A 24,332-nucleotide genomic window follows, 5' to 3' on the forward strand; every position below is an offset into this window, starting at 1 on the left:
TCCCTCACTCATTTGGTAGCAAGTGAGCGTAATTATTAAATAAATGTAGTCATTGGACTCGAATTTCAATCCTTACGACATGACGAAGTTGTAAGATCTCTGCCGCTTCGGGAAAGAAGAGGTTATACTTCGTGCATTATTGTCTAACCGAGTCTTTATTTTGCTGAGCTATCGTCACAGTTTTCACGCGGGCAACCATGCCGATGTCGTGAAGCACATAGTACAAAGTCTTATCCTTAATTCTCTAAAAAACAAGGAAAAGCCATTCGTTTATCACGACACCCACTCAGGTGTAGGTCGTTACGATCTGACCCATGAATGGTCAGAGAAAACGGGCGAATACAAGCAAGGTATCGGCAAGCTTTGGGGTAGTTCAGACATCCCAGAAGACATCGCCAGCTACATCGAGTCGATTGATACGCTAAATAACGGCGATGCGCTGCGTTACTACCCAGGTTCACCACGTGTGGCGCGTGCGCATCTGCGCCCGCAAGACCGTATGGTGCTGACCGAGCTGCACCCAAGCGACTTCCCGCTACTGGAGCAAGAGTTTCATCGCGACCGTCAGGTTAAGATCTTTAAAGAAGATGGCTTCAAGCGCCTTAAAGCGAGCCTGCCACCCGCAGAGCGTCGCGGCTTAGTGTTGATTGACCCACCCTACGAACTTGCCAGAGAGTATCGCGATGTGGTGACCGCAATTGCACAAAGCCATAAGCGCTGGGCAACCGGTATTTACGCGATTTGGTACCCAGTGGTGAACCGTTACGACATCGACGATATGATTGATGGTCTGGAAGGGCTTGGCATTCGCAAGATCCTACAGATTGAGCTTGGGGTGTCTCCTGATACCAACGAGCGCGGCATGACGGCTTCGGGCATGATTGTTATCAACCCACCATGGATGCTTGAGCAACAGATGAAACAGATCCTGCCTTACCTTAAAGAGAAGATTGCCCCAGCAACAGGTCACTTTAAGGTAGAGTGGATTGTTCCAGAATAAGCTCTAACAAAGATTGGCGAACAAAACACAAGGCGCAAGCATCTGTTTTTCATAACAAGCTTGCGCTTTTTTATTACCTTAATCACCTTCACTTAAAAATATTTCGACTTTTTTGAAATTATTTTCGTCTTTTTCAAACACCCTTCGTCTTACTAGTGAAAGTACTGAAGCAGTACACCCAAATAACATCCTAGTGAGGAAACCAACATGATTAAGATTGTTAGCTTTAAGATTTGTCCCTTTGTTCAACGCGTGACAGCAGCACTGGAAGCTAAGCACATCCCTTACGAGATTGAGTACATCAGTCTAAAAGACAAACCGCAGTGGTTTTTAGATATCTCACCGAATGGCCAAGTGCCTGTCATGGTGACCGAGTCCGGCACGGAGTTGTTGAGTCTGATGCGATTATTGAATACATCGAGGATGAGTATGGTCCACTAGAACAAGGCGTCACCAATGAGCAGCGCGCTCTTGACCGCGCATGGAGCTATCTAGGCTCGAAGCACTACCTTGCTCAGTGCGGCACCATGAGCAGCAAAGATAAGGCAACCTTTGAAGAGCGTGCAGATAAGCTGATTAAAGCGTTCCAAAAAGCAGAGAACCAACTGTCGGGTGAGACAAAGTTCTTTAAATCGGATGCGCTCAGCAATGTAGATATGGCATGGCTACCGCTATTGCATCGAGCTGCCATTGTTAAAGCACACTCTGGGTATGATTTTTTCTGTGGTCTACCGAAGATGCAAGCATGGCAGCAAAACATTCTCGAGTCGGGTTGGGTTGAGAAAACCGTATCTGAAGACTTCGATACGCTGTTTAGCAACTTCTATCTCACTAATACCTATCTGGCCGAAGGTAAGGATATGGCGCCAACATCAGGCTGCGGCACCAGTAGCTGCTGCGGTTAATCATAACGCTCTGAGGGCGTTAGCTCTCAGAGTCATCGACATTAATCGTTATTAGTCATAATCAACGCAACTTTTTCCCATTGGAGAAAGTTGCTAGACTCGATTTATCATACGGACAGAGATTGTGGCTAACATTTTGGGTTGTTGAGTTCTGACTACATCGCCCCAATATGCTTTAGTACAAGCAATCAAAATATTTATAAGCTCTTGGAGAACGTAATGGCAACGCATTTTGACTATATCTGTATTGGTGGCGGTAGCGGCGGTATCGCATCTGCAAACCGTGCGGCAATGTATGGCGCGAAGGTTGCGCTTATCGAAGCGAAAGACCTAGGCGGTACTTGTGTAAACGTTGGCTGTGTACCTAAAAAGGTCATGTGGCACGGCGCGCAAATTGCTGAAGCCATGAACCTATACGCGGAAGACTATGGTTTTGACGTTGACGTTAAAGGTTTCGACTGGAACAAGCTCGTTGAGAGCCGCCAAGCGTACATTGGTCGTATCCACCAATCTTACGATCGCGTACTAGGTAACAACAAAGTAAACGTTATCAAGGGCTTTGCTAAGTTCGTTGACGCAAAAACTGTTGAGGTTGATGGCGAACTATACACGGCTGACCACATCCTTATCGCTGTCGGTGGTCGTCCAACAATTCCAAACATCCCAGGTGCTGAATACGGTATCGACTCAAACGGCTTCTTCGACCTAGATGCACAACCTAAGCGTGTGGCTGTTGTAGGTGCGGGTTACATTGCTGTTGAGATCGCAGGCGTGCTAAGCGCACTGGGTACAGAGACACATCTGTTCGTTCGTAAAGAATCACCGTTACGTAGCTTTGATCCAATGATCATCGACACACTAGTAGAAGTGATGGATGCAGAAGGTCCAACGCTGCACACTCAATCTGTGCCAAAAGAAGTGGTTAAAGAAGCAGACGGCAGCCTGACTCTTCACCTAGAGAACGGCGAGAGCCAAAACGTTGACCAACTTATCTGGGCAATTGGTCGTCACCCAGCAACGGACGCAATCAACCTAAGTGCAACGGGCGTTGAAACTAACGATCGCGGCTACATCAAGGTAGACGAGTACCAAACAACCAACGTTGAAGGCATCTACTGTGTGGGCGATATCATGGAAGGTGGTATCGAGCTAACACCAGTGGCAGTTAAAGCGGGTCGCCAGCTTTCTGAGCGCCTATTTAACAACAAGCCAAACGCGAAAATGGACTACGACCTCGTTCCAACCGTGGTATTCAGCCACCCACCAATTGGCACTATCGGTCTAACTGAGCCAGAAGCGGTTGCGAAATACGGCGAAGACAACGTGAAAGTGTACACATCTGGCTTTACAGCCATGTACACCGCCGTCACTAAGCACCGCCAACCATGTAAGATGAAGCTAGTATGTGCGGGCGACGATGAGAAAGTCGTAGGTCTACACGGCATTGGATTTACGGTTGATGAGATGATTCAAGGCTTTGCGGTAGCGATGAAGATGGGCGCAACCAAAGCGGACTTTGATTCAGTGGTTGCTATCCACCCGACAGGCTCGGAAGAGTTCGTGACAATGCGTTGATACCGTTAATGTGACTAAGCGTTAATCGCGACAAACGTACATTACCTAAAAGCCCAGCCATTGCTGGGCTTTTCTACATCTAAAGTTTCGAACCACCACACATCTTTACGCAATCGAGTTATTACTCATTCCCTCCCGCCATGAATCGCCTCGCAGCAATCCAACAACAAGCGCAGAACTAATGGTTTTCACAGTAACCAGCACATAGCCTTTGTTTTAGTTTTTTCTGCTAGCTAATAGATCTCTCTTAGCATGAGTCTCTACAAACTAGCCCAATGAAATATAAGGAACGTGAAATGAAACCCAGCCAATTGTTGGTTACGGCAGCACTTGTAGGTACAAGCCTGCCAGCACTTGCCGTCAACCCTCAGCCCGACCCTACTAATCCGACTGGCTATGTATTGTTGAGTAGTGAAGTGCAGGCAAGCGCTGCGGCACAAACCAGTGACCCGATGTACGCGGTTTGGGCTAATGCGCTTTCGACAGCACCGAATACCATTGTTGACGCGATTGATGCGGGACTGGCCAGCAACCCTGATAACGTCAAGCGAGCAGAGCGCGTGTTCCCTCGCTCGGAGTGGGACTTTCTCACTCAAATGGCCGCCCCGGAATACACCTATCAGCGATTTTTACAGGCCATAGGTAAGTTTCCCGCGTTTTGTGGTGATTACACCGATGGACGTGATGCTGATGCTATCTGTAAACGTTCTATCGTTACGGCATTTGCCCACTTTGCTCAGGAAACAGGGGGGCATATCGCCATTGATAACACCTGGGATAACCCACTGGCTTTAGAAGAATGGCAACAAGCCTTAGTACATGTGCGCGAAATGGGCTGGTCCGAAGGACAAGAAGGCTACACCACAGGGTGCGGTCAAAATGATTGGCAAAACAAGCGCTGGCCATGTTCACCTAACCAAGGGTACTTCGGTCGCGGCGCCAAGCAGCTTTCCTACCATTTTAACTACGGCCCTTTCTCGGAAGTGATGTTTGATGGTGACGCAACCGTTCTTCTTGATAACCCAGCCTTGGTAGCAGATTCTTGGCTCAATCTCGCCTCTGCCATCTGGTTCTTCTTAACCCCACAAGCACCAAAGCCCGCGATGCTGCACGTGATTGACCGGACTTGGACACCCTCGCAGCGTGAGATTGATGCAGGCATTGGTTATGGCTTTGGCACGACCATCAATATCATCAATGGTGGTATCGAGTGTGGTGAACAGAACAAAACCAAAGGACAACCGGTCAACCGTATTCGCTATTGGGAAGGACTCGCAGCGCATTACCAAATCCCGACTGAGGCCGATGAGGCGAATACCTGTTGGCAACAAACACCTTACGGTAGCCTGAACCTCAATGGCGCTACCGACGTGTTATACACCAACTGGGAAGCAAGCTGGAAATATCATGCCGATCGCCCTGGCGGGGTCTCGTTTGAATGTAACCTGGTCGGGTATCAAACGGCATACTCTGCGCTTGTCCCTGGCGATTACGAGAAGTGTGTGACTAATTTTTATGGCTCACATGCCAATTGGCCTGAAGTTCGTATCGTTGATCAGCTACCCAATACAGGTGGTGGCGATACTGATGGAGGCAATGACGGCAGTGATACCAGCACACCATCTGGCGTCATCGTTTGGGAAGCGGGAGTGACCCAAGTCGACGTGGGCGATACCGTGACACACCAAGGCAAGTGCTTTACCGTGAAAAACAAACCTGGAGTTTGGGAGACGCCCACTCAAACCAATTGATTCTGGGAACAGGTCACCTGCCCATAGACTAGCAAGAGCCGCAGCTTGGTTTTTAGCTGTGGCTCGAGTCCTCTTTTTGACTTACTTGCCTGAGTTCAGGGCAATTTTTACACAACTCTGATCCACTCTCCCTTTCCTAGGTCGGAAAACTTCCTTATAGTTTGTTAAGACTGTAAGGAGTTGTTAATGGACAAAAAACACGTTTATTTCTTTGACGCTATGCGCTGTGTCGCCGCACTGGCGGTGATCATCATTCATGCTCTTGGGCCTTACCGTCATGAATTAGGACAAATCCCAATGGGCGAATGGGTCACGGCGATCACCTTTAACGGCTTCAGTCGCTGGGCAGTGCCGGTATTCATACTGATCACAGGTGCATTGATGCTCAATGACACACGCCCATTTGATCTCAAATATTACCTATCGCGCCGACTCGGCAAGGTGTTGATCCCATTTTTGGTGTGGTCGCTGTTTTATGCGTATTTATCAGGCTGGACGATTGAGGGCTTTGATGGCGGCACGGTGAAAGAGGTACTGGCAGAGAGCTACCATCACCAGACCTATTACCACCTTGGGTTCTTCTACTACTTCATTCCTTTGTATGCGGCTATTCCGTTTCTGCAAATCTTTGTTCGCAAGTTTGATGATGCAGCGCTCTACGCCTTCACGGGTCTTTGGCTACTGACGACTCTGCTGTTTTTGATGCGCATCGACGGTCCTTGGAGTGAGCAGTTTTGGCTATATATGGGATTATTGCCCCTTGGCTACATTCTGTATCAGAAGCTGCCTGCCAGTCGCAGCGTGATTATCGCCTCGGTGATTTTAGGTGTGGGTGCTATGGCCCTGAGCAGCTATATGGTGGTGCAAGGCAGTATCGAAGCCGAACGCTATTATGTGGGTCGCTGGTTCTCTTATAAGACGCTGAATACCGTCTTGGCAGCCAGTATGATTTTCATTGTTTGTAAGGCGTACGCCGATAGCCTAGCACCGAAGGTGAAAAAAGTAGTGAGCTTTATCAGCCAATACAGCCTTGGTATCTACATTCTACACCCACTGTTTTTGTGGCCTATGAACGAGCTCGGGCTACATCATGGTCACCCTATTTACATGATCCCATTCTGGGTTGTTATCAGTGGCGGCTTAGCACTGGCAACTAGCTGGCTTTTGGCTCGCAGTGCCAAGACCCGCTGGTTACTGCCGTAAAGGCAATTGCGTTTACTTCCCTACACACACCACGTTTAGCAGGGTGTTGCCTTTTAACGGTGACACCTTGCCGTTGGTGAACAGCCCCTTTTGACCATCTCCCCAATAGGGCATTTGTAGCGGCCATTGATTATTGACCATGACCTTAGAATCCACCAAAGCTTGCCACTCACTGTTGCTCACCAAATGCATATCAAGATCGCTGCACACCTTAATCGCGCTGTTGTAGCTTAGACGATTCCACGCCTTGTCATGTTCCATATAAAACTGGTGGTCACCGCCTGAAAGGTAGGGAACCGCATAGCGCTTACCATCAAGTTCTGCGGAAAGTCTGACTGAGAGTGGCGAGGGTTTAGTGGTTGGTAGTTCAGGAATGGTCGCTGCCTTTTTAACGGACTTGCTCGTGGCCGGTGAAGAGGATTGAGAAGCGGCTGGCTTAGGAATGGCTTGCTTTGCGAGTTTTTGCTCTGAGACTTGAGGCTGAGCGAAGGCTGCTTTGACGCCTGTGGGGTTTGATTGAGACGAGGACGAAGCCTTTGCAGTCTTCTCGCCGCGCTCCACCACTCGGATAAAGGCATCGCGGTAACCGCGGACTCCCTTCACCTCATTTAAGTCTTGCTTAGCTTTATTCACATCCGTATAGGGACCAATTAGGCAGCGGTAGCTGCTTTTTTGCGGCAACATCCAAACATCAGAAGATATCTCAGAGTACAGTGGCATGGCTTGTTCCAAAGGCATGGGCGCTTCGAGTATCCCACATTGAATCCAGTACACCGCGCCATCAGACACTGGCACCGTATTCCCCCACACACCATTTCCTATTGGGCAATTTTTCGCAAGAACAGGGAGTTGATTGATGGAGGCTTGGCTAGCATCACATAGCGCATCATCAGCCAACGCCCCTGACGATATGACCAATATTCCGAGCAGAACACTACTACGCAGCCAGCTTATTGATGCGCTCGCTAATCCCTTTACTCTGCTAAAAGAGCTCATATCTATCCCCTGAACACTTCTTGTGAAATTTGCGACACAAATAAAAAGAGCCGCAATGATTTGCGACTCTTAGTGTAGTGAGGATTGGGTTTAAAAATCAATCACTCTCGATCACCCTTTGTAGATTTTCGGGTTAAATACATCACGCAACCAGTCACCTAATAGGTTGATTACTAGTACTAAAGTGACCAGAACCAGACCAGGAAATGCCGTGATCCACCAAGCACCAGAGAAGATGTACTTAAAGCCGATACTGATAAGAGCACCCAGCGACGGTTGGTCAACCGGCAGACCAAGTCCAAGGAACGACAGCGCCGCTTCAGACATGATCGCGTTCGCCACCTGTACTGTTGAGATAACCAAGATAGGCGACAAACAGTTAGGAAGAATGTGACGGAACATGATGCGAGGCGCTTTAAAGCCCATCACACGTGCTGCTTCTACGTACTCTTTCTTCTTCTCAGCCAGTACCGAAGCACGAATGGTACGTGCATACTGTGGCCATTCGGCAATACCAATGATCACCACCAGCATCAGCACCGCATACTGACTGAAGAACTCGCTACCAAAGCTCGCCTTAAAGATAGCGGAGACAATGATCGCTACCATCATGGTTGAGAACGACAGCTGAACATCCGCAAAACGCATTAGGAAGCTATCAACACGACCGCCGAAGTAACCTGCTGACAAGCCAATAACGGTACCCAGAAATAGTTGAAGACCGACTGCCGCAAAACCAATCGTCAGCGATAGACGAGAGCCGTAAAGAATCGTCGACAGAATATCACGACCTTGCTCATCGGTACCCAGCGGGAAAGTTGCGTCGCCGTCTTCCATCCAAGATGGTGGCAGCTCGGCATCCATAATGTCGATGGTACTGAGATCATACGGGTTATGCGGTGCAATCAGCGGAGAAGCTAACGACATCACTAGAATCACCATAAACACAGTGAAACTCGTCATCGCTACCTTGTCGCGCTTGAAGTAATACAGAAAATCCGATTGTTTGAAACGCTCCCAACGTGAAGGAACGACTTGTACTGCTTGTGTCATGGTTATGCTCCTTTACCAGTTAGGTTTACTGTTGGGTTAATCAAGCCGTATAGCAGGTCGACGATAGTGTTAGTCACTACAAAGATAAGACCTACAAAGATAACGTACGCGGTGATAAGCGGCGTATCTACGCGGTTGATTGCCTCTAGGAAAAGGAAGCCTGTACCAGGCCACTGGAATACGGTTTCGGTTAGGATGGTGTACGCCACCATGGTACCGATTTGTACGCCACCTACCGTCAATACTGGTAGCATGGTGTTTTTAAGCGCGTGTTGGTAGTAGATCTTATGCAGAGCTAGACCTTTCGCCTTACCAAACTTGATGTATTCCGAGCTCAGCACTTCTAGCATCTCTGCACGCACTAGACGAATAAACAGCGGCAACATAATGGAAGCCAGTGCGATACACGGTAGCACTAGGTGCGCCAGACCATCAAGCGTTAGGAAGCCAGAGTCCCAACCAAACCAGTTCGCGGTTTCACCTCGTCCGTAGGACGGGAACCAGCCCAGTTCGATAGAGAACACATACATCAACATGATTGCCGTTAGGAAAACAGGGATCGAGATACCGATGCTGCTTCCTGCCATCACGACTTTGGTAAAGAAACTCTTCGGGTTAATTGCAGAGTAAACCCCAAGAGGGATAGATAAACAGATTATGATTAACGTGGCACCAAATACCAGCTCTAGCGTCGCCACTAGTTTGCTCGCAATCACTTCAACCGCTGGACGCTTGAAGAAGTATGAGTTGCCTAAATCACCTTGTACCGCGTTACCAAGAAAACGCGCGTATTTCGTAATGAAGGGATCGTTGAGGCCCATTTCATCACGCATCGCTTGACGCTCTGCTTCTGAAACCGACTGACCTACAAGTTCACGCAACGGGTCGCCCAGGTTATCCTGAATGGCAAACGCCACCAAACTGATCACAAACATCACTATCAGTGCCTGAAACAGGCGCTTGACCAGAAACGAAAACATTCCTTGCCCCTTATGTATCCATTACATTAAAAATTCGTTCAGCCTAAAAAACGCGCTCTGCTCGCTGAACAAAGCAGAGCGCGATTATCTGTCGCTTACTCAGCGAGAGAGTGCCGCCTATTTAACGACTAGGTCACCAAAGTATGGGAAGTTCATGCCGTTGATGATTGGGCCAATCTCAACGTTAGACTTCGCTGCCCATGATGGATCTTGCCAGTGTAGAGGAACAAACGCCGCTTCATTGTAAAGCGTTGCTTCTACTTGCTTAAGCATCGCGCTACGCTTCGCTAGGTCTGTCTCAGAGTTAGACGCTTCAACAATCTTGTCCACTTCTGGGTTCGAGTAGTGACCACAGTTGTACTGACCACGACCAGTCTCTTCGTTACGAGTCATCGTTAGGAACTCTGTGAAGTTCGCTGAATCTTCTGTATCTGGGTGCCAGCCGATCATCATCATGTCTGCTGCACACTTATCAAACTCTGGCCAGTATTGCGCTTTAGGCATTGTCTTCAGATCAACCTTGATGCCGATCTTAGATAGCATTGCTGCTGCCGCTTGAGCGATTTTGTCGTCGTTCACGTAACGGTTGTTTGGTGCCATCATAGATAGCGTAAAGCCGTTCTCGTAGCCCGCTTCCTTCATTAGCTCTTTCGCTTTCTTCAGGTCGTAGCGTGGTACTAGCTCTTCGTTGTAACCCGCATAACCAACTGGGCTTTGCTGACCAGCAGGTGTCGCAGCACCTTTCATGATCTTCTTAGCAATACCTTCGTTGTTGATTGCGTGAACGATAGCTTGACGAACGCGAACGTCTTTTAGAGCTTCGTTGCTGTTTTGGTTCATTTGGAACGTGATTACACGCGTACCAGGCATAGTGTATAGGTTGATATTGCTTGCGCTATCCACACGCTTGTAGTCGTTTGGTGCTACTGGAGCAATCATGTCTACATCGCCAGAAAGAAGTGCTGCTACACGCGTTGCCGCTTCTTTGATTGGTACAAGTGTTAGGTTATCAACGTTACCTTTTGATTCGGTATCCCAGTAGTTAGGGTTACGCTCAAACTCAACCTTGATGCCTTGCTCACGAGATTTAACCGTGAATGGGCCAGTACCAGAAACGTTAGTAGAAGCAAAAGAGTTACCGTGCTTAACGATTTCGCCTTTGTCTTTACCGTCTTCTGTTGTACCAGAGTAGAACTTGCTGTCCATTGGGAAGATGTACGTTGCCACGTTCTCAACTAGCGGGTAAGTACCGTCAGTCTTGATTTCGATGGTGTAGTCGTCAACTTTAGTCAGTGATACTAGCGGCGCGAAGATACCTTTGAAGTCAGCAGACTTCTTAAGACGCGCAAATGTCCATACTACGTCGTCAGCCGTTAGCTCGTTACCAGAGTGGAACTTAACGCCTTTACGTAGGTTGAAACGCATAGTTTCGTTGTCGACACGCTCCCAAGACTCAGCCAAACGAGGCTCAAATTCCATGTCTTGGTTAAAACGTACTAGTGGGTCAAATACCATGTGTGAAAGCTGCATCACACCGCCCGATAGCTGCTCTTGTGGATCAAGCGTTACTGGGTCAGCGTCGTATGCTACGGTGATGTTTGCTGCTGCAGCGCTAAAGCTTAGGCCAGCTGCCATCAAAGCCACTGCTAATTTACTTTTCATGGTTTTCATTGTGCATAACTCCTTCATGCGGGGATCCGGATCCCTTTTTGTTGTGTTTGCTTCTGCTTATATTTCCATTAGGAACTTATTTGGCTTACGCCGTTTTTACTACGTCTTCTCTTAAACCTGTAAATTCAGGCATCAAGGAAATCAGTTGCTTGCTGTATTCGTGTTGTGGGTCGGTAAACAATTGCTCGGTTGGTGCCACTTCCAGTAGCGTACCCATTTGCATGACACCCACTCGGTCACACATCTGACGGATAACCGGCAAATCGTGACTGATGAACAGCATGGTGAGGTTCAGCTCTTGCTGAAGGTCTTTAAGTAGGTTCAAAATCTGCGCCTGAACGGATACATCAAGCGCTGATGTCGGCTCATCACAAATCAATAGACGTGGACGCGTTGCCAGTGCGCGAGCGATAGAGATACGCTGACGCTGACCACCAGAAAACTCGTGCGGATACTTCACACCGGCCATCTTGCCAAGACCCACGTGCTCAAGCAGATCTTCAACAATCTGTTTGGTTTCTGACTCGTTAGCGGTCAGTTTGTGGAAACGAATTGGCTCAGCGATGATGTCGTAGATCTTCATGCGCGGGTTCATTGAGGTGTACGGGTTTTGGAACACCATCTGCATCTGACGACGCATCGGACGACGCTCTTTCTCCGACTTAAGTGAGGTTAAGTCGATACCCTCAAACGTCACCTTACCTGAGTTTGGAGCGTACAGGCCGGCGATAACTCGAGCAATGGTAGATTTACCTGAACCCGACTCACCTACTAGGCCAAATGTCTCACCTTCGTGAACCTCAAAGCTCACGTTGTTCGACGCCTGAACGTACTCACGACGACTTTCGAACAAAGAATCTTTGGTCACAAAGCGCAGGTTGACGTTCTCTACGTTAAGCAGTGGTCCTGTGTAATCACGGTGATCTTGGCTCTGACCTAACCAGTGGTTTTTCACATCAAGCGGCTCCATTTCATGAGCTTCTTCGATGTAACTAACCAGTGGGAAGCGATCCAGTTTCATGTCTGAACGAGGAACCGCTGAGATTAGGCTGCGCGTGTATGGGTGATCTGGGTCGCCCAGTACTTTCTTCGTCGCACCAAACTCAACTAGGTCACCGCGATACATAACTGCCACGCGGTCAGTCACGTTAGAAACCACACCCATATCGTGCGTCACTAGCATACAACCCACGTTGTTCTTGATGCACAGGTCTCGAATCAAACCTAGGATTTGATCTTGAATTGATACATCGAGTGCCGTGGTTGGTTCGTCGGCAATGATAAGGTCAGGTTCACCCGCTAGCGCGATAGCGATAACCACACGCTGACGCATACCACCAGAAAACTGGTGTGGGTATTGCTTAAGACGGTTTTCAGGCTGTGGAATACCCACTTGCTTCATTAGGTTAAGCGAGCGCTCATAGGCTTGCTCATCCGTCACCTTCATATTGGCGTGGATGGTCTCTTTTAATTGTTGCTCAACCGTGAAGAGTGGATTAAGTGAGGTCATTGGGTCTTGGAAAATAAACCCGATTTTTGAGCCACGAACTTTTCGCATCTGTTCAGGAGATAAACCGGAGATTTTCTCTCCATCCAAGAACACTTCGCCACCAGCGATAGTCCCTGGAGGTGATAGCAAATCGATCACCGCATTACCTACGGTCGATTTACCTGCACCAGACTCACCCACAACACCAACTATTTCGCCGCGTTCAATATTGAACGACAAATTTTTAACCGCGGCATGTACCCCATGGCGAGATGGGTATTCGATACGAAGATCTTTAACTTCTAATAATGACATTACCAGACCTCTACTGCTTTGGCAGTTTTCTGCCCCTGTCTGAAAAATTGAATCCATTCTTAGGCAGCATTTTCTGCTGACTAATTACAAGTGCATCAATTTGGCAAATCTTTCACAGAAAAGCAACAAAAATAGGATAAAAATTCGAAATTGAGCAAATCTAAAGCAGTATAAATAAATATTTATGCACATTAACTACATATAGTAATGAGAGTACCCATCTAAAAACTTGATGTAGCACCAATAAAACGCACTATAAAACGATCATAAATCGCTATGCATCACGATATTAGCCATATTAATGACTAAAGCAGTGCGAATAGTTATTCCGTAATCATTTTAACACTATGGAAACATAAGTTTTGTAACAATGCCGTTTGCAGAACTAAAGTCTAGATCTTAATCACACTTCACAAGCGAAACGCTCAAAGATCGAGAGTAGGCAACATTTTCCGCTACATTAAATTGCAACATGATTGCGGCATGCAATATAGACAAAACTCTGGGATTCTGGAGTTAGCTAGAGTGAAACACCATTTCTTATCAGACAAGAATCGTAGAAATGTTATTCAGCCAAGCTCCAATAAGACAACAGGCTATTTATAAAGAGGGAAAACACGATTCAACGAGAAAATGCCGCTAATCGGACAACGGAATGATATGTGACTAGATACATGACCTAATGACACATAGTTTTGGTGATCATGTCGGGTTTTCAATTTGGCGCTTTCTAGCGTGTAGATGAGAGAACCTCGTATGACGAGGCAGCTTCGAATGATACTAGTGAAGAGGAATTCGATTGGTTCGACACTCGACGACTGGGCTTCCATGGGACTGGCCTTCCAGCCCCCGACTCGCATGGGTTTTCCTTAAAACCTGCAAACCATATATACGAAAAAAGCCTCGTCTTTCGACGAGGCTTTCGAATGGTGGTCGGTGAAGAGGGATTCGAACCCCCGACCCTCTGGTCCCAAACCAGATGCGCTACCAAGCTGCGCTATTCACCGACAATGTTTTATTACGAGTCAACTCGTAAGGGGAAGCAAATGCTACCAAAATAAATGGGGTGGCTAACGAGATTCGAACTCGCGACCACCGGAATCACAATCCAGGGCTCTACCAACTGAGCTATAGCCACCACAAATTTTGTTTTGTTACCGTCATCAACAGTAACTGAAATAGTGGTCGGTGAAGAGGGATTCGAACCCCCGACCCTCTGGTCCCAAACCAGATGCGCTACCAAGCTGCGCTATTCACCGACAATGTTCTTTTCAGAACGCTTTCGTTTCGATTAAATCAAAACTGGAGACAAAAGTCACCGAAATAATGGGGTGGCTAACGAGATTCGAACTCGCGACCACCGGAATCACAATCCAGGGCTCTACCAACTGAGCTATAGCCACCACTATTTTTTGCCAATAATTATATCCGGATGGCACGCCCGAAAGGATTCGAACCTTCGACCTTTGGCTCCGGAGGCCAACGCTCTATCCAGCTGAGCTACGGGCGCATGCCCTATCGGCGGATGGGAATAATACGGATATCACACTATGCCGTAAAGTACTTTTTTAACTTTTTTTTTCGTTTGTTGGCTTTTTCAGCACTTTGGTACAGAAAATACTAGCTTTACGATGTGATTCACCCCGTGAAGCTGAAAAGTTGTGGTTTATTGCAACAAGTTAACAGGATATAATCACCCAATGTTTACATTGATTTAACAGCCGTTAGATCAGCAAGCAGAATAAAATCGTATAAATGAATAGCAAGCAGCGACTTGCTACCTTGTTGGATAGTAAAGTGAGTTTAATGGATATGTCTCGTCGAATCTTAACTGTGTTGTTCGCCGCACTAACTTTTTCTACTGCCTCTTTTGCAGCGGATGTGAGCCAAGAAGAATATGACGCTATCGCAGAGCGTATTAAACCCGTTGGTGGCGTTTACTTAGCAGGTAGCGAACCTGTTGTTGCAGAGCCAACTGGTCCACGTGATGGTGCCACTGTTTACAATACCTTCTGTACTGCTTGTCACTCTATTGGTGTCAGCGGTGCTCCTAAAACGGGTGACGCTGGTGACTGGGCACCACGTATCGCGCAAGGCAAAGACGTGTTGGCTGATCACGCCATCAACGGCTTTAACGCGATGCCAGCGAAAGGCTCTTGTATGGATTGTTCTGACCAAGAAATCATTGATGCTATTGAGCACATGATCGCGGGTCTGTAATCCAGCATTACGCACTGTATATAAAGAAGGGGCTCACTATCTAGTGAGCCCCTTCTTTATATACAGTGCAATCTGGCGTTACTTCTTATTAAACATCGCGCGAATATTGGCGATATGCGCCTGACCTTTTTGCATGCGCTCTTCCGCTGACACCGGCTTTTTCGCTTGCTCCCATTCAACATCATCAAACGGCAGCTCATCGAGAAATCGGCTGTGCTCAGGCTTGATTAGCTCACCAAACTGACGGCGCTCCTTACATATCGTAAAAGTCAGCTCTTTTTGCGCGCGAGTGATGCCGACATACATCAAGCGGCGTTCTTCTTCGACATTGTCCTCATCGATGCTGGTTTGATGCGGCAAAATGCCCTCTTCTGACCCTATCAAATAGACATAAGGAAATTCCAACCCCTTTGAGGCATGCAGCGTCATCAATTGAACCGCATCGCTGTCATCATCTTCTTCACCGCGTTCCATCATGTCGCGCAGGGTTAGACGTTGAACCACTTCTTTTAGCGTCTTCTCTTCTTTGTCGTAGTTGTCACCCTCTAAATCAGCAACAATCCACGAATAAAGATCAGAGACGTTCTTCATGCGCATTTCAGCCGCTTTTGCGCTAGATGACGTTTCGTACAGCCAATCTTCATAGTTGATATCACGAACCAAGGCTCGCACAGCCTCTACTGTATTGCCGCGCTCTGCGTTATCGGCGATAGCGACGATCCATTGGGTAAAGCGGCGCAGGTTTTCAAGGCCGCGGCCGGTAAGGTGCTGCTCTAACCCAAGCTCGAAGCTTGCCTCAAACAAGCTTTTGCCTCGCATATTGGCATAACTGCCCAGCTTCTCCAGTGTTGCAGGACCAATTTCGCGACGCGGCGTGTTTACGATGCGCAAGAAAGCATTATCATCGTCTGGGTTCACGAGCACACGTAGATACGCCATGATGTCTTTGATCTCGGCGCGCGCAAAAAATGACGTGCCTCCTGAGATCTTGTAAGGCACACGGTTTTGCATCAATACCTTTTCAATCAGGCGCGACTGATGGTTGCCTCTATATAAGATGGCATAGTCACGATACTCAGTTCGATTTACAAATCGATGAGCAATAAGTTCGCCAGTGACGCGTTCTGCCTCATGCTCCTCGTTTTTGGCTTTAAGTACTTTGAGCTTTTCACCGTCAGGGATCTCGGAGAACAGCGATTTCTCAAATACGTGCGGGTTATTGGCGATCAAGATATTCGCCGCGCGCAAAATTCGACTGGTTGAGCGATAGTTTTGCTCCAGCATCACCGCTTTCAGGTTTGGAAAGTCTTTGTTGAGCAATACAAGGTTCTGCGGTTTCGCGCCACGCCATGAATAAATGGACTGATCATCATCGCCTACAACGGTAAATCGAGCCCGTTCGCCAACCAACAGCTTAACAAGTTCGTACTGACTGGTGTTGGTATCTTGATACTCATCCACCAGCAGATACTGAACACGTTTCTGCCAACGCTCACGGACTTCTTGATTGGTCTTAAGCAAAATCACAGGAAGCGCGATCAGGTCATCAAAATCGAGCGCGTTATAGGCTTTCATCTGGATTTGGTACATCTCAAAGCAGTGCGCAAACAGTTGTTCTTGTTCTGAACGTGCACTGCCTTTGACCTGCTCTGGCGTGAGCATGTCGTTTTTCCAGTTCGAAATAGAGCTGAGCAGCGAGCGGAGGAGATCCTTATCACCATCAAGCTGTTTTTCAGTCAGCTCTTTAAGCAGTGCCATCTGGTCCTGATCATCAAACAAAGAGAAACCTGCTTTCAAGCCCAGCGCCTTATACTCGCGGCGAATAATATTCAGCCCCATGGTGTGGAAGGTCGACACCATCAAGCCTTTAGATTCATTCTTACCAAGCGTCTGTCCAACACGCTCTTTCATCTCCCGAGCGGCTTTGTTGGTGAACGTCACCGCAGCGATATTTCTCGCCTTATACCCGCAGTTTTGAACTAGGTAGGCTATCTTATTAGTAATCACGCGGGTTTTACCTGACCCTGCACCAGCGAGAACCAGGCATGGACCAGAGACGTATTTCACCGCCATATCTTGCTGCGGATTTAGCTTCATTAATGTGCTCACTACTCACGACTTGTAACGCGCACATAATAGACTGCTACCGATGACAATGCCACGCTCTGTAGGAGTTTTTAACTTTTATAGAATTCTGATTAAAAATAAGTTGCACAAATAGGCGTCAATTGTTTTATAATGAATGAACGTTCATTCAGTTATTGGTTGGATGGCTCATGACAACTGTAAATACCAGCGACAAACGCCTACAAATACTTGAAGCGGCTCAAAAAATGGTAGCCGAAGTAGGCATTCAAGGTGTATCTATGCAGAAGCTAGCCAATGAGGCTGGCGTCGCTGCAGGCACCATCTATCGCTACTTTGACGACAAAGACCATTTGTTGGAAGAGTTGCGACAGTATGTGGTCGCGCGTATGGCGAAAGCCGTACAAGCGGGCGTGGATGCAGACAAGCCACTGAAGGAACAGTATAGGACCATGTGGCTAAATATTTGGCGAATGGCGGCATCGAATATCAATTCGTTAAAGACACGCGCCCAATATGATTCAATTCCTTCGAAAAATTGTTATAGCACTCGGGAACAAGAACGAAAAATGTTTGCCCAAGTCGATAACCTATTCAACGAAGGAAAGAAACAAGGGGTTTTCAAAAACCTCGATAATGAAATTCTTTCTGGACTAAGCTTAGAAGCAAGTGTTTCGCTTGCGCGTAAGCATGCTCTGGGTCTCTATCAACTGGATGACGATGCGCTGGAATCAGCTATCGAAGCCAGTTGGGATGCAATTATAAAACACTAATGTGGAGTTCTCGTTAGAATGAAAAAGTGGACATTTTTCATGCTACTTATCGCAATACTGCTATTCGGCAGTGTGATAGGTTTCAACCTGTTCAAGCAACAGAAGATTGCTGAGTATTTAGCAAATCGCCCTGAGCCTGAATTTCCAGTCACCGTGACCACGGTTCAACCTGTTGATTGGGTACCGGTTATCGAAGCCATCGGTTTTGTTGAGCCTAACCAAGGTGTCACACTGACTTCAGAAACCAGCGGCGTGATCAGCAATATCTCATTTGCTTCAGGCTCAATGGTTGAGAAAGACCAGCTTCTTGTATCTCTGGATTCAGACGTAGAAAAAGCGAACCTTAAGAGTTCACAAGCACGTCTGCCTGCAGCGAAAGCGAAATATGAACGCTACCAAGGTCTTTACAAGAAAGGCTCTATCTCGCGCGAAGCATACGATGATGCAGAAGCAAGCTACTTCTCTCTATCGGCTGACATCGAGAGCCTAAAAGCACAGATCGACCGTCGTGAAATCAAAGCACCATTCTCTGGTGTCGTTGGTATCCGTAACGTGTTCCTTGGTCAGTATCTGCAACCAAGTGACGATATCGTGCGCCTTGAAGACACTAGTCTAATGAAGCTGCGTTTTACTGTTCCTCAGACCGATTTCTCTCGCATTTCTATTGGACAAGATGTCGATATCTTCGTTGATGCGTATCCAAATCAGCCATTTAAAGGCTCTATCTCGGCTATTGAGCCTGCGGTAAGCATTCAAAGCGGCCTGATCCAAGTGCAAGCGGATATTCCAAATAACGATGGCAAGCTACGTAGCGGCATGTTCGCTCGCGCTAACATCATTCTGCCTAAGCTAGAGAACCAAGTGACGCTACCGCAAACGGCGATCACGTTTACGCTATATGGCGACAACGTATATGTCGTGACTGATGTTGATGGTGAGAAACGCGTTAAGCAGCAAGTCGTTAAAGTTGGCGAGCGTACTGGCGATATCGCCCACATCCTAGAAGGTGTGAACCCAGATGACGTTATCGTTACCTCTGGTCAGGTACGTCTAAGTAACGACGTGAAAGTCAAAGTGGTGGAAAGCGATGCGACTGTCCCACCAGCTGAGACACCGATGCTGTAATTGGAGGCAAAATGCGTTTTACTGATATTTTCATAAAACGTCCTGTTCTTGCGGTATCGATCAGCTTCTTGATTGCCTTGCTTGGTTTGCAAGCGGTATTCAAGATGCAGGTACGTGAATACCCAGAAATGACGAATACGGTTGTCACCGTGACAACCAGTTACTACGGTGCAAGTGCCGACTTGATTCAAGGCTTTATTACTCAGCCTCTGGAGCAAGCCGTCGCGCAAGCCGACAACATTGACTACATGACGTCACAGTCTGTGCTTGGTCAATCGACCATCACGGTAAACATGAAGCTTAACACCGACCCGAACGCGGCGCTGTCAGACATTCTGGCAAAGACCAACTCGGTTCGCTCTCAGCTTCCTAAAGAAGCCGAAGACCCAACGGTAACCATGTCGACTGGTTCGACGACCGCGGTACTTTATATCGGCTTTACCAGTGATGAGTTGGCGTCGAGTCAGATCACCGACTACCTAGAGCGCGTAATCAACCCACAGCTATTTACCGTTAACGGTGTATCTAAAGTAGATATGTACGGTGGTATGAAATACGCACTACGCGTATGGCTAGACCCACTGAAAATGGCCGCGCTGAAGATGACGGCTTCGGACGTGATGAACGTTCTGAATGCCAACAACTATCAGTCTGCAACAGGTCAAGCAACGGGTGAGTTCGTTCTGTATAACGGCAGTGCCGATACTCAGGTATCGAACACCGAAGAGCTGAAGAACCTAGTTGTAAGCTCGAGCGACGGCCAAGTAATTCGCTTAGGTGACATCGCGAAAGTGACGCTTGAGAAGAGTCACGACGTTTATCGTGCGAGTGCTAACGGTCAAGAGGCTGTAGTAGCGGCCATCAACGCAGCACCAAGTGCCAACCCGATCAACATCGCAGCCGATGTGCTTGAACTTCTTCCTCAACTTGAGAAGAACCTGCCTAGCAACATCAAAATGAACGTGATGTATGACTCAACGGTGGCAATCAACGAATCAATTCAAGAGGTTATCAAAACTATCCTTGAAGCAGCGTTGATCGTACTTGTGGTTATCACTCTGTTTTTGGGTTCATTCCGTGCGGTTCTGATCCCTATCGTCACTATCCCACTATCCCTGATTGGTGTAGCCATGGTGATGCAAGCGATTGGCTTCTCATGGAACCTGATGACGCTGCTAGCGATGGTATTGGCTATCGGTCTAGTGGTAGATGATGCGATCGTTGTTCTTGAAAACGTTGACCGTCACATTAAGCTCGGTGAATCGCCGTTCCGCGCGGCCATCATTGGTACGCGTGAGATTGCGGTACCGGTTATCGCGATGACACTCACACTAGGTGCGGTATACGCGCCGATCGCCTTGATGGGCGGTATCACGGGCTCGCTGTTTAAAGAGTTCGCTCTGACGCTGGCAGGTTCGGTATTTGTATCCGGTATCATCGCATTGACGTTATCGCCAATGATGTGTTCGAAGCTACTTAAAGCGAACGAGACACCAAACCGTTTCGAGCAGAAAGTACATGATGTACTTGATCGCATGACCGCTCGCTACGAGAAAATGCTCACAGCAGTAATGCAGCACCGTCCGGTTATTATCGGCTTTGCAGTTATCGTGTTCGCGTCACTTCCGATGCTGTTCAAGTTCATTCCAAGTGAACTGGCACCGTCAGAAGATAAAGGCGTAGTGATGTTGATGGGTACGGGTCCGTCGAATGCGAACCTAGACTATCTACAAAATACCATGAACGATGTGAACAAGATTCTGAGCGATCAGCCTGAAGTGGCGTTTGCACAGGTGTTTACCGGTGTGCCTAACTCAAACCAAGCGTTTGGTATTGCATCAATGGTGCCGTGGAGTCAACGTGAAGCAAGCCAAGCTGAAGTAGCAAACCGTGTAGGTGCTCTCGTCGCTGAAGTACCGGGTATGGCTGTGACTGCGTTCCAAATGCCAGAACTTCCTGGTGCAGGTTCAGGTCTGCCTATTCAGTTTGTTATCACGACACCAAACAGCTTTGAGAGTTTGTTTACTATCGCGACTGACATCTGGGGTGAAGTACAACAAAACCCACAGTTTGTTTACTCAACACTGGATTTGAACTACGACTCAGCCACGATGAAAATCAATATCGACAAGGATATGGCTGGCGCCTATGGCGTGACCATGCAAGATATCGGTATTACGCTGAGTGCTATGATGGCCGATGGCTACGTGAACCGTATCGACCTAAATGGTCGTTCGTATGAGGTAATCCCTCAGGTTGAGCGTAAGTATCGTCTAAATCCAGAATCGATGAACATGTACTTTGTTCGCTCGGATGATGGTCAAGCTATCCCACTAGGTAGCCTTATCAGTATCGATGTGGTTGCGGAGCCCCGCTCACTGCCTCACTTCAACCAGCTGAACTCAGCAACGGTGGGTGCAGTACCTTCACCGGGCGTGGCAATGGGTGATGCGATTGCATGGTTTGAATCGATTGCAGAAAGCAAACTGCCAAGCGGCTACAACCATGACTACATGGGTGAAGCACGTCAGTACGTAACTGAAGGTAGCGCACTGTATGCAACGTTTGGTCTGGCACTGGCGATCATCTTCTTGGTACTGGCTATCCAGTTTGAGTCGATTAAAGACCCATTCGTTATCATGGTTTCGGTACCGCTAGCGATTTGTGGTGCCTTGATTGCTCTTGCTTGGGGCGCAGCGACCATGAACATCTACTCGCAGGTTGGTTTGATTACCCTAGTAGGTCTCATTACCAAGCACGGTATTCTTATCTGTGAGGTAGCGAAAGAAGAGCAGCTTCTGCATAAGAAGAGCAAGATGGAAGCGGTCATGGAAGCGGCGAAAGTACGTCTTCGCCCAATCCTAATGACCACAGCGGCGATGATCGCAGGTCTTATCCCACTGATGTACGCATCAGGTGCGGGTGCGGCTCAGCGCTTTAGTATCGGTATCGTAATCGTTGCTGGTCTTGCGATTGGTACGCTGTTTACGCTATTTGTACTGCCAGTTATCTACACCTACTTGGCAGAGCGTCATAAGCCACTACCTGTGTTTGTTGAAGACAAAGACTTAGAGAAAATTGCTCGAGTTGACGAAGCTTCAGCTGCATGCAAAGAGAATCGCGTATAAACAGTTAATGTGATTCTACGTTGTTCGTTAAAAACAGCGTTAGTTAGAAAAAGGCCACATTGTGGCCTTTTTTATTACGCTAAATAACGACATTGCCCGGTGGATTACATAGAATAGTGGGGTTACTTAAGGAGTTACCAGACATGTTTGACCCAAAGAAACTTGAACAGATTGCTAAGCAGATTCACGACTCTATGCCACAACCCGTGAAAGAGCTTGGTGCGGATGTTGATCAGAAAGTACGTCAAGTGATTCAAGGCCAATTGAATAAGCTTGATGTGGTTAGCCGTGAAGAGTTTGACGTGCAGACTCAAGTACTGCTTCGTACTCGCCAAAAGCTAACGGAAATGGAGCAAAAACTTGCTGAGCTAGAGCAAAAGCTAGCAGACAAGTAACCATTTGTTCGCTGCATTCCGAGCATTAGGCTCGAATGGCACAGACAAAAGAAAGGGGCTACCGATTGGTAGCCCCTTTTTACTATGTTGTGTTTACGTTTTATTTATTCTTGGTCGGCTTAGCCGCCTACAGCGATGCGCTTCATGTCTGTCATGTAGCCACGTAACTCTTCACCGATGTACTCAACAGGGTGGTTGCGGATAACGTCGTTTACTTCGATTAGTTTGCCGTTATCTACTTGGTTAGAAGTCTCACCTAGACCTTTACCGATTACGTCAGTACCTACTGATGGCATGAACTTCTCGCGAAGAAGTGGTGTTGCTACGTTCGCGAATAGGTAGTTACCGTATTCTGCTGTGTCAGAGATTACTACGTTCATTTCGTATAGACGCTTACGTGCGATCGTGTTTGCAATCAGTGGTAGCTCGTGTAGCGACTCGTAGTATGCAGACTCATCGATGATGCCTGATGCCGTCATTGCTTCGAATGCTAGCTCAACGCCCGCACGAACCATAGCCACCATTAGGATACCGTTGTCGAAGTACTCTTGCTCAGAGATTTCCACATCTGATGCTGGGTAGTTTTCGAATGCTGTTTCAGCTGTCTCTGCGCGCCAACCTAGAAGGTTCACGTCGTCATTTGCCCAGTCAGCCATCATAGTGCTAGAGAATTCGCCTTGGATGATGTCATCCATGTGCTTGTTGTAAAGCGGACGCATTAGGTCTTTTAGCTCTTCAGACAGGTCAAACGCTTTCACTTTCGCAGGGTTAGATAGACGATCCATCATGTGCGTGATGCCACCGAATTTCAGTGCTTCTGTGATGGTTTCCCAACCGAACTGAAGTAGTTTACCTGCGTAGCTTGGGTCGATGCCGTCAGCAATCATCTTCTCGTAACATACGATTGAACCTGCTTGTAGCATGCCACATAGGATAGTTTGCTCACCCATTAGGTCAGATTTAACTTCAGCAACGAATGAAGACTCTAGAACACCTGCACGGTGACCGCCTGTTGCTGCTGCCCATGCTTTAGCGATTTCAAGACCATCACCTTGAGGGTCGTTCTCTGGGTGAACTGCGATAAGAGTCGGAACACCAAAACCACGCTTGTATTCTTCACGAACCTCTGTACCTGGACACTTAGGCGCAACCATGACAACCGTTAGGTCTTTACGGATTTGCATACCTTCTTCAACGATGTTGAAGCCGTGAGAGTAGCCTAGTGATGCGCCTTCCTTCATTAGCGGCATTACCGTCTCAACCACGTTAGTGTGCTGCTTGTCTGGAGTTAGGTTAACAACTAGGTCAGCTTGAGGGATTAGGTCTTCGTAGCTACCCACAACGAAGCCGTTGTCTTTCGCGTTTTTGAACGATTGACGTTGCTCATCGATAGCTGCCTGACGAAGTGCGTAAGATACGTCTAGGCCAGAATCGCGCATGTTCAAGCCTTGGTTTAGGCCTTGAGCACCACAACCAACAATGACTACTTTCTTACCTTTTAGGTAATCCGCTTCTGAAGCAAATTCAGAACGATCCATAAAACGACAACGACCTAGTTGGTCCAATTGCTCACGCAAGTTAAGAGTATTGAAATAGTTAGCCATAGTGGGGCTCTCCTGTTGAATTCTGTCCGTAGTGTCGATGCTTATCATCGAATGACTTCATACT

At 47.6% G+C, this 24,332-nt stretch carries 16 protein-coding genes, 5 tRNA genes and 1 pseudogene; 10 read left to right on the top strand and 12 right to left on the bottom strand.

Translation table 11 applies throughout. From position 1 onward, the window contains the following. Positions 1–160: 160 nt before the first annotated feature. The 5 genes and pseudogenes from AC6I8U_RS16130 (at position 161) to AC6I8U_RS16150 (ending at position 6,434) form a co-directional block, all read left to right on the top strand. Entirely contained in the window at positions 161–1,000 is an 840-nt protein-coding gene (locus tag AC6I8U_RS16130; RefSeq protein WP_498018380.1) for a 23S rRNA (adenine(2030)-N(6))-methyltransferase RlmJ, read from the top strand. Between the two features lie 207 nt (positions 1,001–1,207). Further along, a pseudogene (locus tag AC6I8U_RS16135) lies at positions 1,208–1,905 on the top strand (glutathione S-transferase family protein). A 219-nt stretch (positions 1,906–2,124) separates the two neighbouring features. After that, positions 2,125–3,480, top strand: coding sequence for a glutathione-disulfide reductase (gorA, locus tag AC6I8U_RS16140; protein WP_112461459.1), 1,356 nt, complete (start codon positions 2,125–2,127; stop codon positions 3,478–3,480). 296 nt (positions 3,481–3,776) lie between these two features. Then, on the top strand, positions 3,777–5,231 hold the full coding sequence (locus AC6I8U_RS16145; protein WP_498017361.1) for a chitinase: 1,455 nt from the start codon (positions 3,777–3,779) through the stop codon (positions 5,229–5,231). A 186-nt stretch (positions 5,232–5,417) separates the two neighbouring features. Then, positions 5,418–6,434 carry an acyltransferase gene (locus AC6I8U_RS16150; protein WP_498017362.1) on the top strand — a complete coding sequence of 339 codons (1,017 nt, stop codon included), beginning with the start codon at positions 5,418–5,420 and terminating at the stop codon, positions 6,432–6,434. A gap of 12 nt (positions 6,435–6,446) precedes the next feature. On the opposite strand, the gene AC6I8U_RS16155 is transcribed toward AC6I8U_RS16150, so the two are convergent. The 10 genes from AC6I8U_RS16155 to AC6I8U_RS16200 all read right to left on the bottom strand — a co-directional run bounded on the left by AC6I8U_RS16155 (position 6,447) and on the right by AC6I8U_RS16200 (position 14,448). Next, positions 6,447–7,430, bottom strand: a complete 984-nt coding sequence (locus AC6I8U_RS16155) for an SPOR domain-containing protein (protein WP_498017363.1) — start codon at positions 7,428–7,430, stop codon at positions 6,447–6,449. Between the two features lie 111 nt (positions 7,431–7,541). Next, positions 7,542–8,483, bottom strand: coding sequence for an ABC transporter permease (locus tag AC6I8U_RS16160; protein WP_234494825.1), 942 nt, complete (start codon positions 8,481–8,483; stop codon positions 7,542–7,544). A 2-nt stretch (positions 8,484–8,485) separates the two neighbouring features. After that, on the bottom strand, positions 8,486–9,463 hold the full coding sequence (locus AC6I8U_RS16165; RefSeq protein WP_042477785.1) for an ABC transporter permease: 978 nt from the start codon (positions 9,461–9,463) through the stop codon (positions 8,486–8,488). Positions 9,464–9,580: 117 nt separating this feature from the next. Next, entirely contained in the window at positions 9,581–11,134 is a 1,554-nt protein-coding gene (locus AC6I8U_RS16170) for an ABC transporter substrate-binding protein (RefSeq protein ID WP_498017364.1), read from the bottom strand. Between the two features lie 85 nt (positions 11,135–11,219). Beyond that, on the bottom strand, positions 11,220–12,938 hold the full coding sequence (locus AC6I8U_RS16175; protein ID WP_112461466.1) for a dipeptide ABC transporter ATP-binding protein: 1,719 nt from the start codon (positions 12,936–12,938) through the stop codon (positions 11,220–11,222). 930 nt (positions 12,939–13,868) lie between these two features. Continuing rightward, positions 13,869–13,945 (bottom strand) — tRNA-Pro (locus AC6I8U_RS16180). Positions 13,946–14,000: 55 nt separating this feature from the next. Next, positions 14,001–14,076 (bottom strand) — tRNA-His (locus AC6I8U_RS16185). A 44-nt stretch (positions 14,077–14,120) separates the two neighbouring features. Next, positions 14,121–14,197, bottom strand: a tRNA-Pro gene (locus AC6I8U_RS16190). Positions 14,198–14,265: 68 nt separating this feature from the next. Further along, positions 14,266–14,341, bottom strand: a tRNA-His gene (locus tag AC6I8U_RS16195). A gap of 30 nt (positions 14,342–14,371) precedes the next feature. Then, positions 14,372–14,448: transfer RNA gene (locus tag AC6I8U_RS16200), tRNA-Arg, on the bottom strand. 296 nt (positions 14,449–14,744) lie between these two features. Here AC6I8U_RS16200 and AC6I8U_RS16205 point away from each other — a divergent pair. Beyond that, positions 14,745–15,158, top strand: coding sequence for a c-type cytochrome (locus tag AC6I8U_RS16205; protein ID WP_042477783.1), 414 nt, complete (start codon positions 14,745–14,747; stop codon positions 15,156–15,158). A gap of 78 nt (positions 15,159–15,236) precedes the next feature. Here AC6I8U_RS16205 and rep read toward each other — a convergent pair whose 3' ends face one another. Continuing rightward, the gene (rep, locus tag AC6I8U_RS16210; protein WP_498017365.1) at positions 15,237–17,255 is read right to left on the bottom strand and encodes a DNA helicase Rep; all 2,019 of its coding nucleotides are present in this window, start codon (positions 17,253–17,255) and stop codon (positions 15,237–15,239) included. 179 nt (positions 17,256–17,434) lie between these two features. Between rep and AC6I8U_RS16215 the strand changes: the two genes are divergently transcribed. The 4 genes from AC6I8U_RS16215 (at position 17,435) to ubiK (ending at position 22,664) form a co-directional block, all read left to right on the top strand. Next, a complete protein-coding gene (locus AC6I8U_RS16215) occupies positions 17,435–18,016 on the top strand; it encodes a TetR/AcrR family transcriptional regulator (protein WP_042477781.1) in 582 nt (193 codons plus the stop codon). Positions 18,017–18,034: 18 nt separating this feature from the next. After that, complete coding sequence (locus tag AC6I8U_RS16220) at positions 18,035–19,141, top strand: efflux RND transporter periplasmic adaptor subunit (RefSeq protein WP_128648336.1); 1,107 nt, start codon at positions 18,035–18,037, stop codon at positions 19,139–19,141. Between the two features lie 11 nt (positions 19,142–19,152). Beyond that, complete coding sequence (locus AC6I8U_RS16225) at positions 19,153–22,269, top strand: multidrug efflux RND transporter permease subunit (RefSeq protein ID WP_498017366.1); 3,117 nt, start codon at positions 19,153–19,155, stop codon at positions 22,267–22,269. Positions 22,270–22,412: 143 nt separating this feature from the next. Next, positions 22,413–22,664, top strand: coding sequence for a ubiquinone biosynthesis accessory factor UbiK (gene ubiK, locus AC6I8U_RS16230; protein WP_042477776.1), 252 nt, complete (start codon positions 22,413–22,415; stop codon positions 22,662–22,664). A 119-nt stretch (positions 22,665–22,783) separates the two neighbouring features. Here the strand turns inward: ubiK and ilvC are convergent, their stop codons facing one another. Beyond that, positions 22,784–24,268, bottom strand: coding sequence for a ketol-acid reductoisomerase (gene ilvC / locus AC6I8U_RS16235; RefSeq protein WP_006075378.1), 1,485 nt, complete (start codon positions 24,266–24,268; stop codon positions 22,784–22,786). Between the last annotated feature and the right edge of the window lie 64 nt (positions 24,269–24,332).

It is taken from the genome of Vibrio sp. KUL80 (genome assembly GCF_059725495.1).

Bases quoted from the DNA above. Each gene is read 5' to 3' on its own strand.
- gorA (WP_112461459.1), top strand. From the start codon at position 2,125: ATGGCAACGCATTTTGACTATATCTGTATTGGTGGCGGTAGCGGCGGT.
- AC6I8U_RS16145 (WP_498017361.1), top strand. From the start codon at position 3,777: ATGAAACCCAGCCAATTGTTGGTTACGGCAGCACTTGTAGGTACAAGC.
- AC6I8U_RS16150 (WP_498017362.1), top strand. From the start codon at position 5,418: ATGGACAAAAAACACGTTTATTTCTTTGACGCTATGCGCTGTGTCGCC.
- AC6I8U_RS16155 (WP_498017363.1), bottom strand. From the start codon at position 7,430: ATGAGCTCTTTTAGCAGAGTAAAGGGATTAGCGAGCGCATCAATAAGC.
- AC6I8U_RS16160 (WP_234494825.1), bottom strand. From the start codon at position 8,483: ATGACACAAGCAGTACAAGTCGTTCCTTCACGTTGGGAGCGTTTCAAA.
- AC6I8U_RS16165 (WP_042477785.1), bottom strand. From the start codon at position 9,463: ATGTTTTCGTTTCTGGTCAAGCGCCTGTTTCAGGCACTGATAGTGATG.
- AC6I8U_RS16170 (WP_498017364.1), bottom strand. From the start codon at position 11,134: ATGAAAACCATGAAAAGTAAATTAGCAGTGGCTTTGATGGCAGCTGGC.
- AC6I8U_RS16175 (WP_112461466.1), bottom strand. From the start codon at position 12,938: ATGTCATTATTAGAAGTTAAAGATCTTCGTATCGAATACCCATCTCGC.
- AC6I8U_RS16205 (WP_042477783.1), top strand. From the start codon at position 14,745: ATGGATATGTCTCGTCGAATCTTAACTGTGTTGTTCGCCGCACTAACT.
- rep (WP_498017365.1), bottom strand. From the start codon at position 17,255: ATGAAGCTAAATCCGCAGCAAGATATGGCGGTGAAATACGTCTCTGGT.
- AC6I8U_RS16215 (WP_042477781.1), top strand. From the start codon at position 17,435: ATGACAACTGTAAATACCAGCGACAAACGCCTACAAATACTTGAAGCG.
- AC6I8U_RS16220 (WP_128648336.1), top strand. From the start codon at position 18,035: ATGAAAAAGTGGACATTTTTCATGCTACTTATCGCAATACTGCTATTC.
- AC6I8U_RS16225 (WP_498017366.1), top strand. From the start codon at position 19,153: ATGCGTTTTACTGATATTTTCATAAAACGTCCTGTTCTTGCGGTATCG.
- ubiK (WP_042477776.1), top strand. From the start codon at position 22,413: ATGTTTGACCCAAAGAAACTTGAACAGATTGCTAAGCAGATTCACGAC.
- ilvC (WP_006075378.1), bottom strand. From the start codon at position 24,268: ATGGCTAACTATTTCAATACTCTTAACTTGCGTGAGCAATTGGACCAA.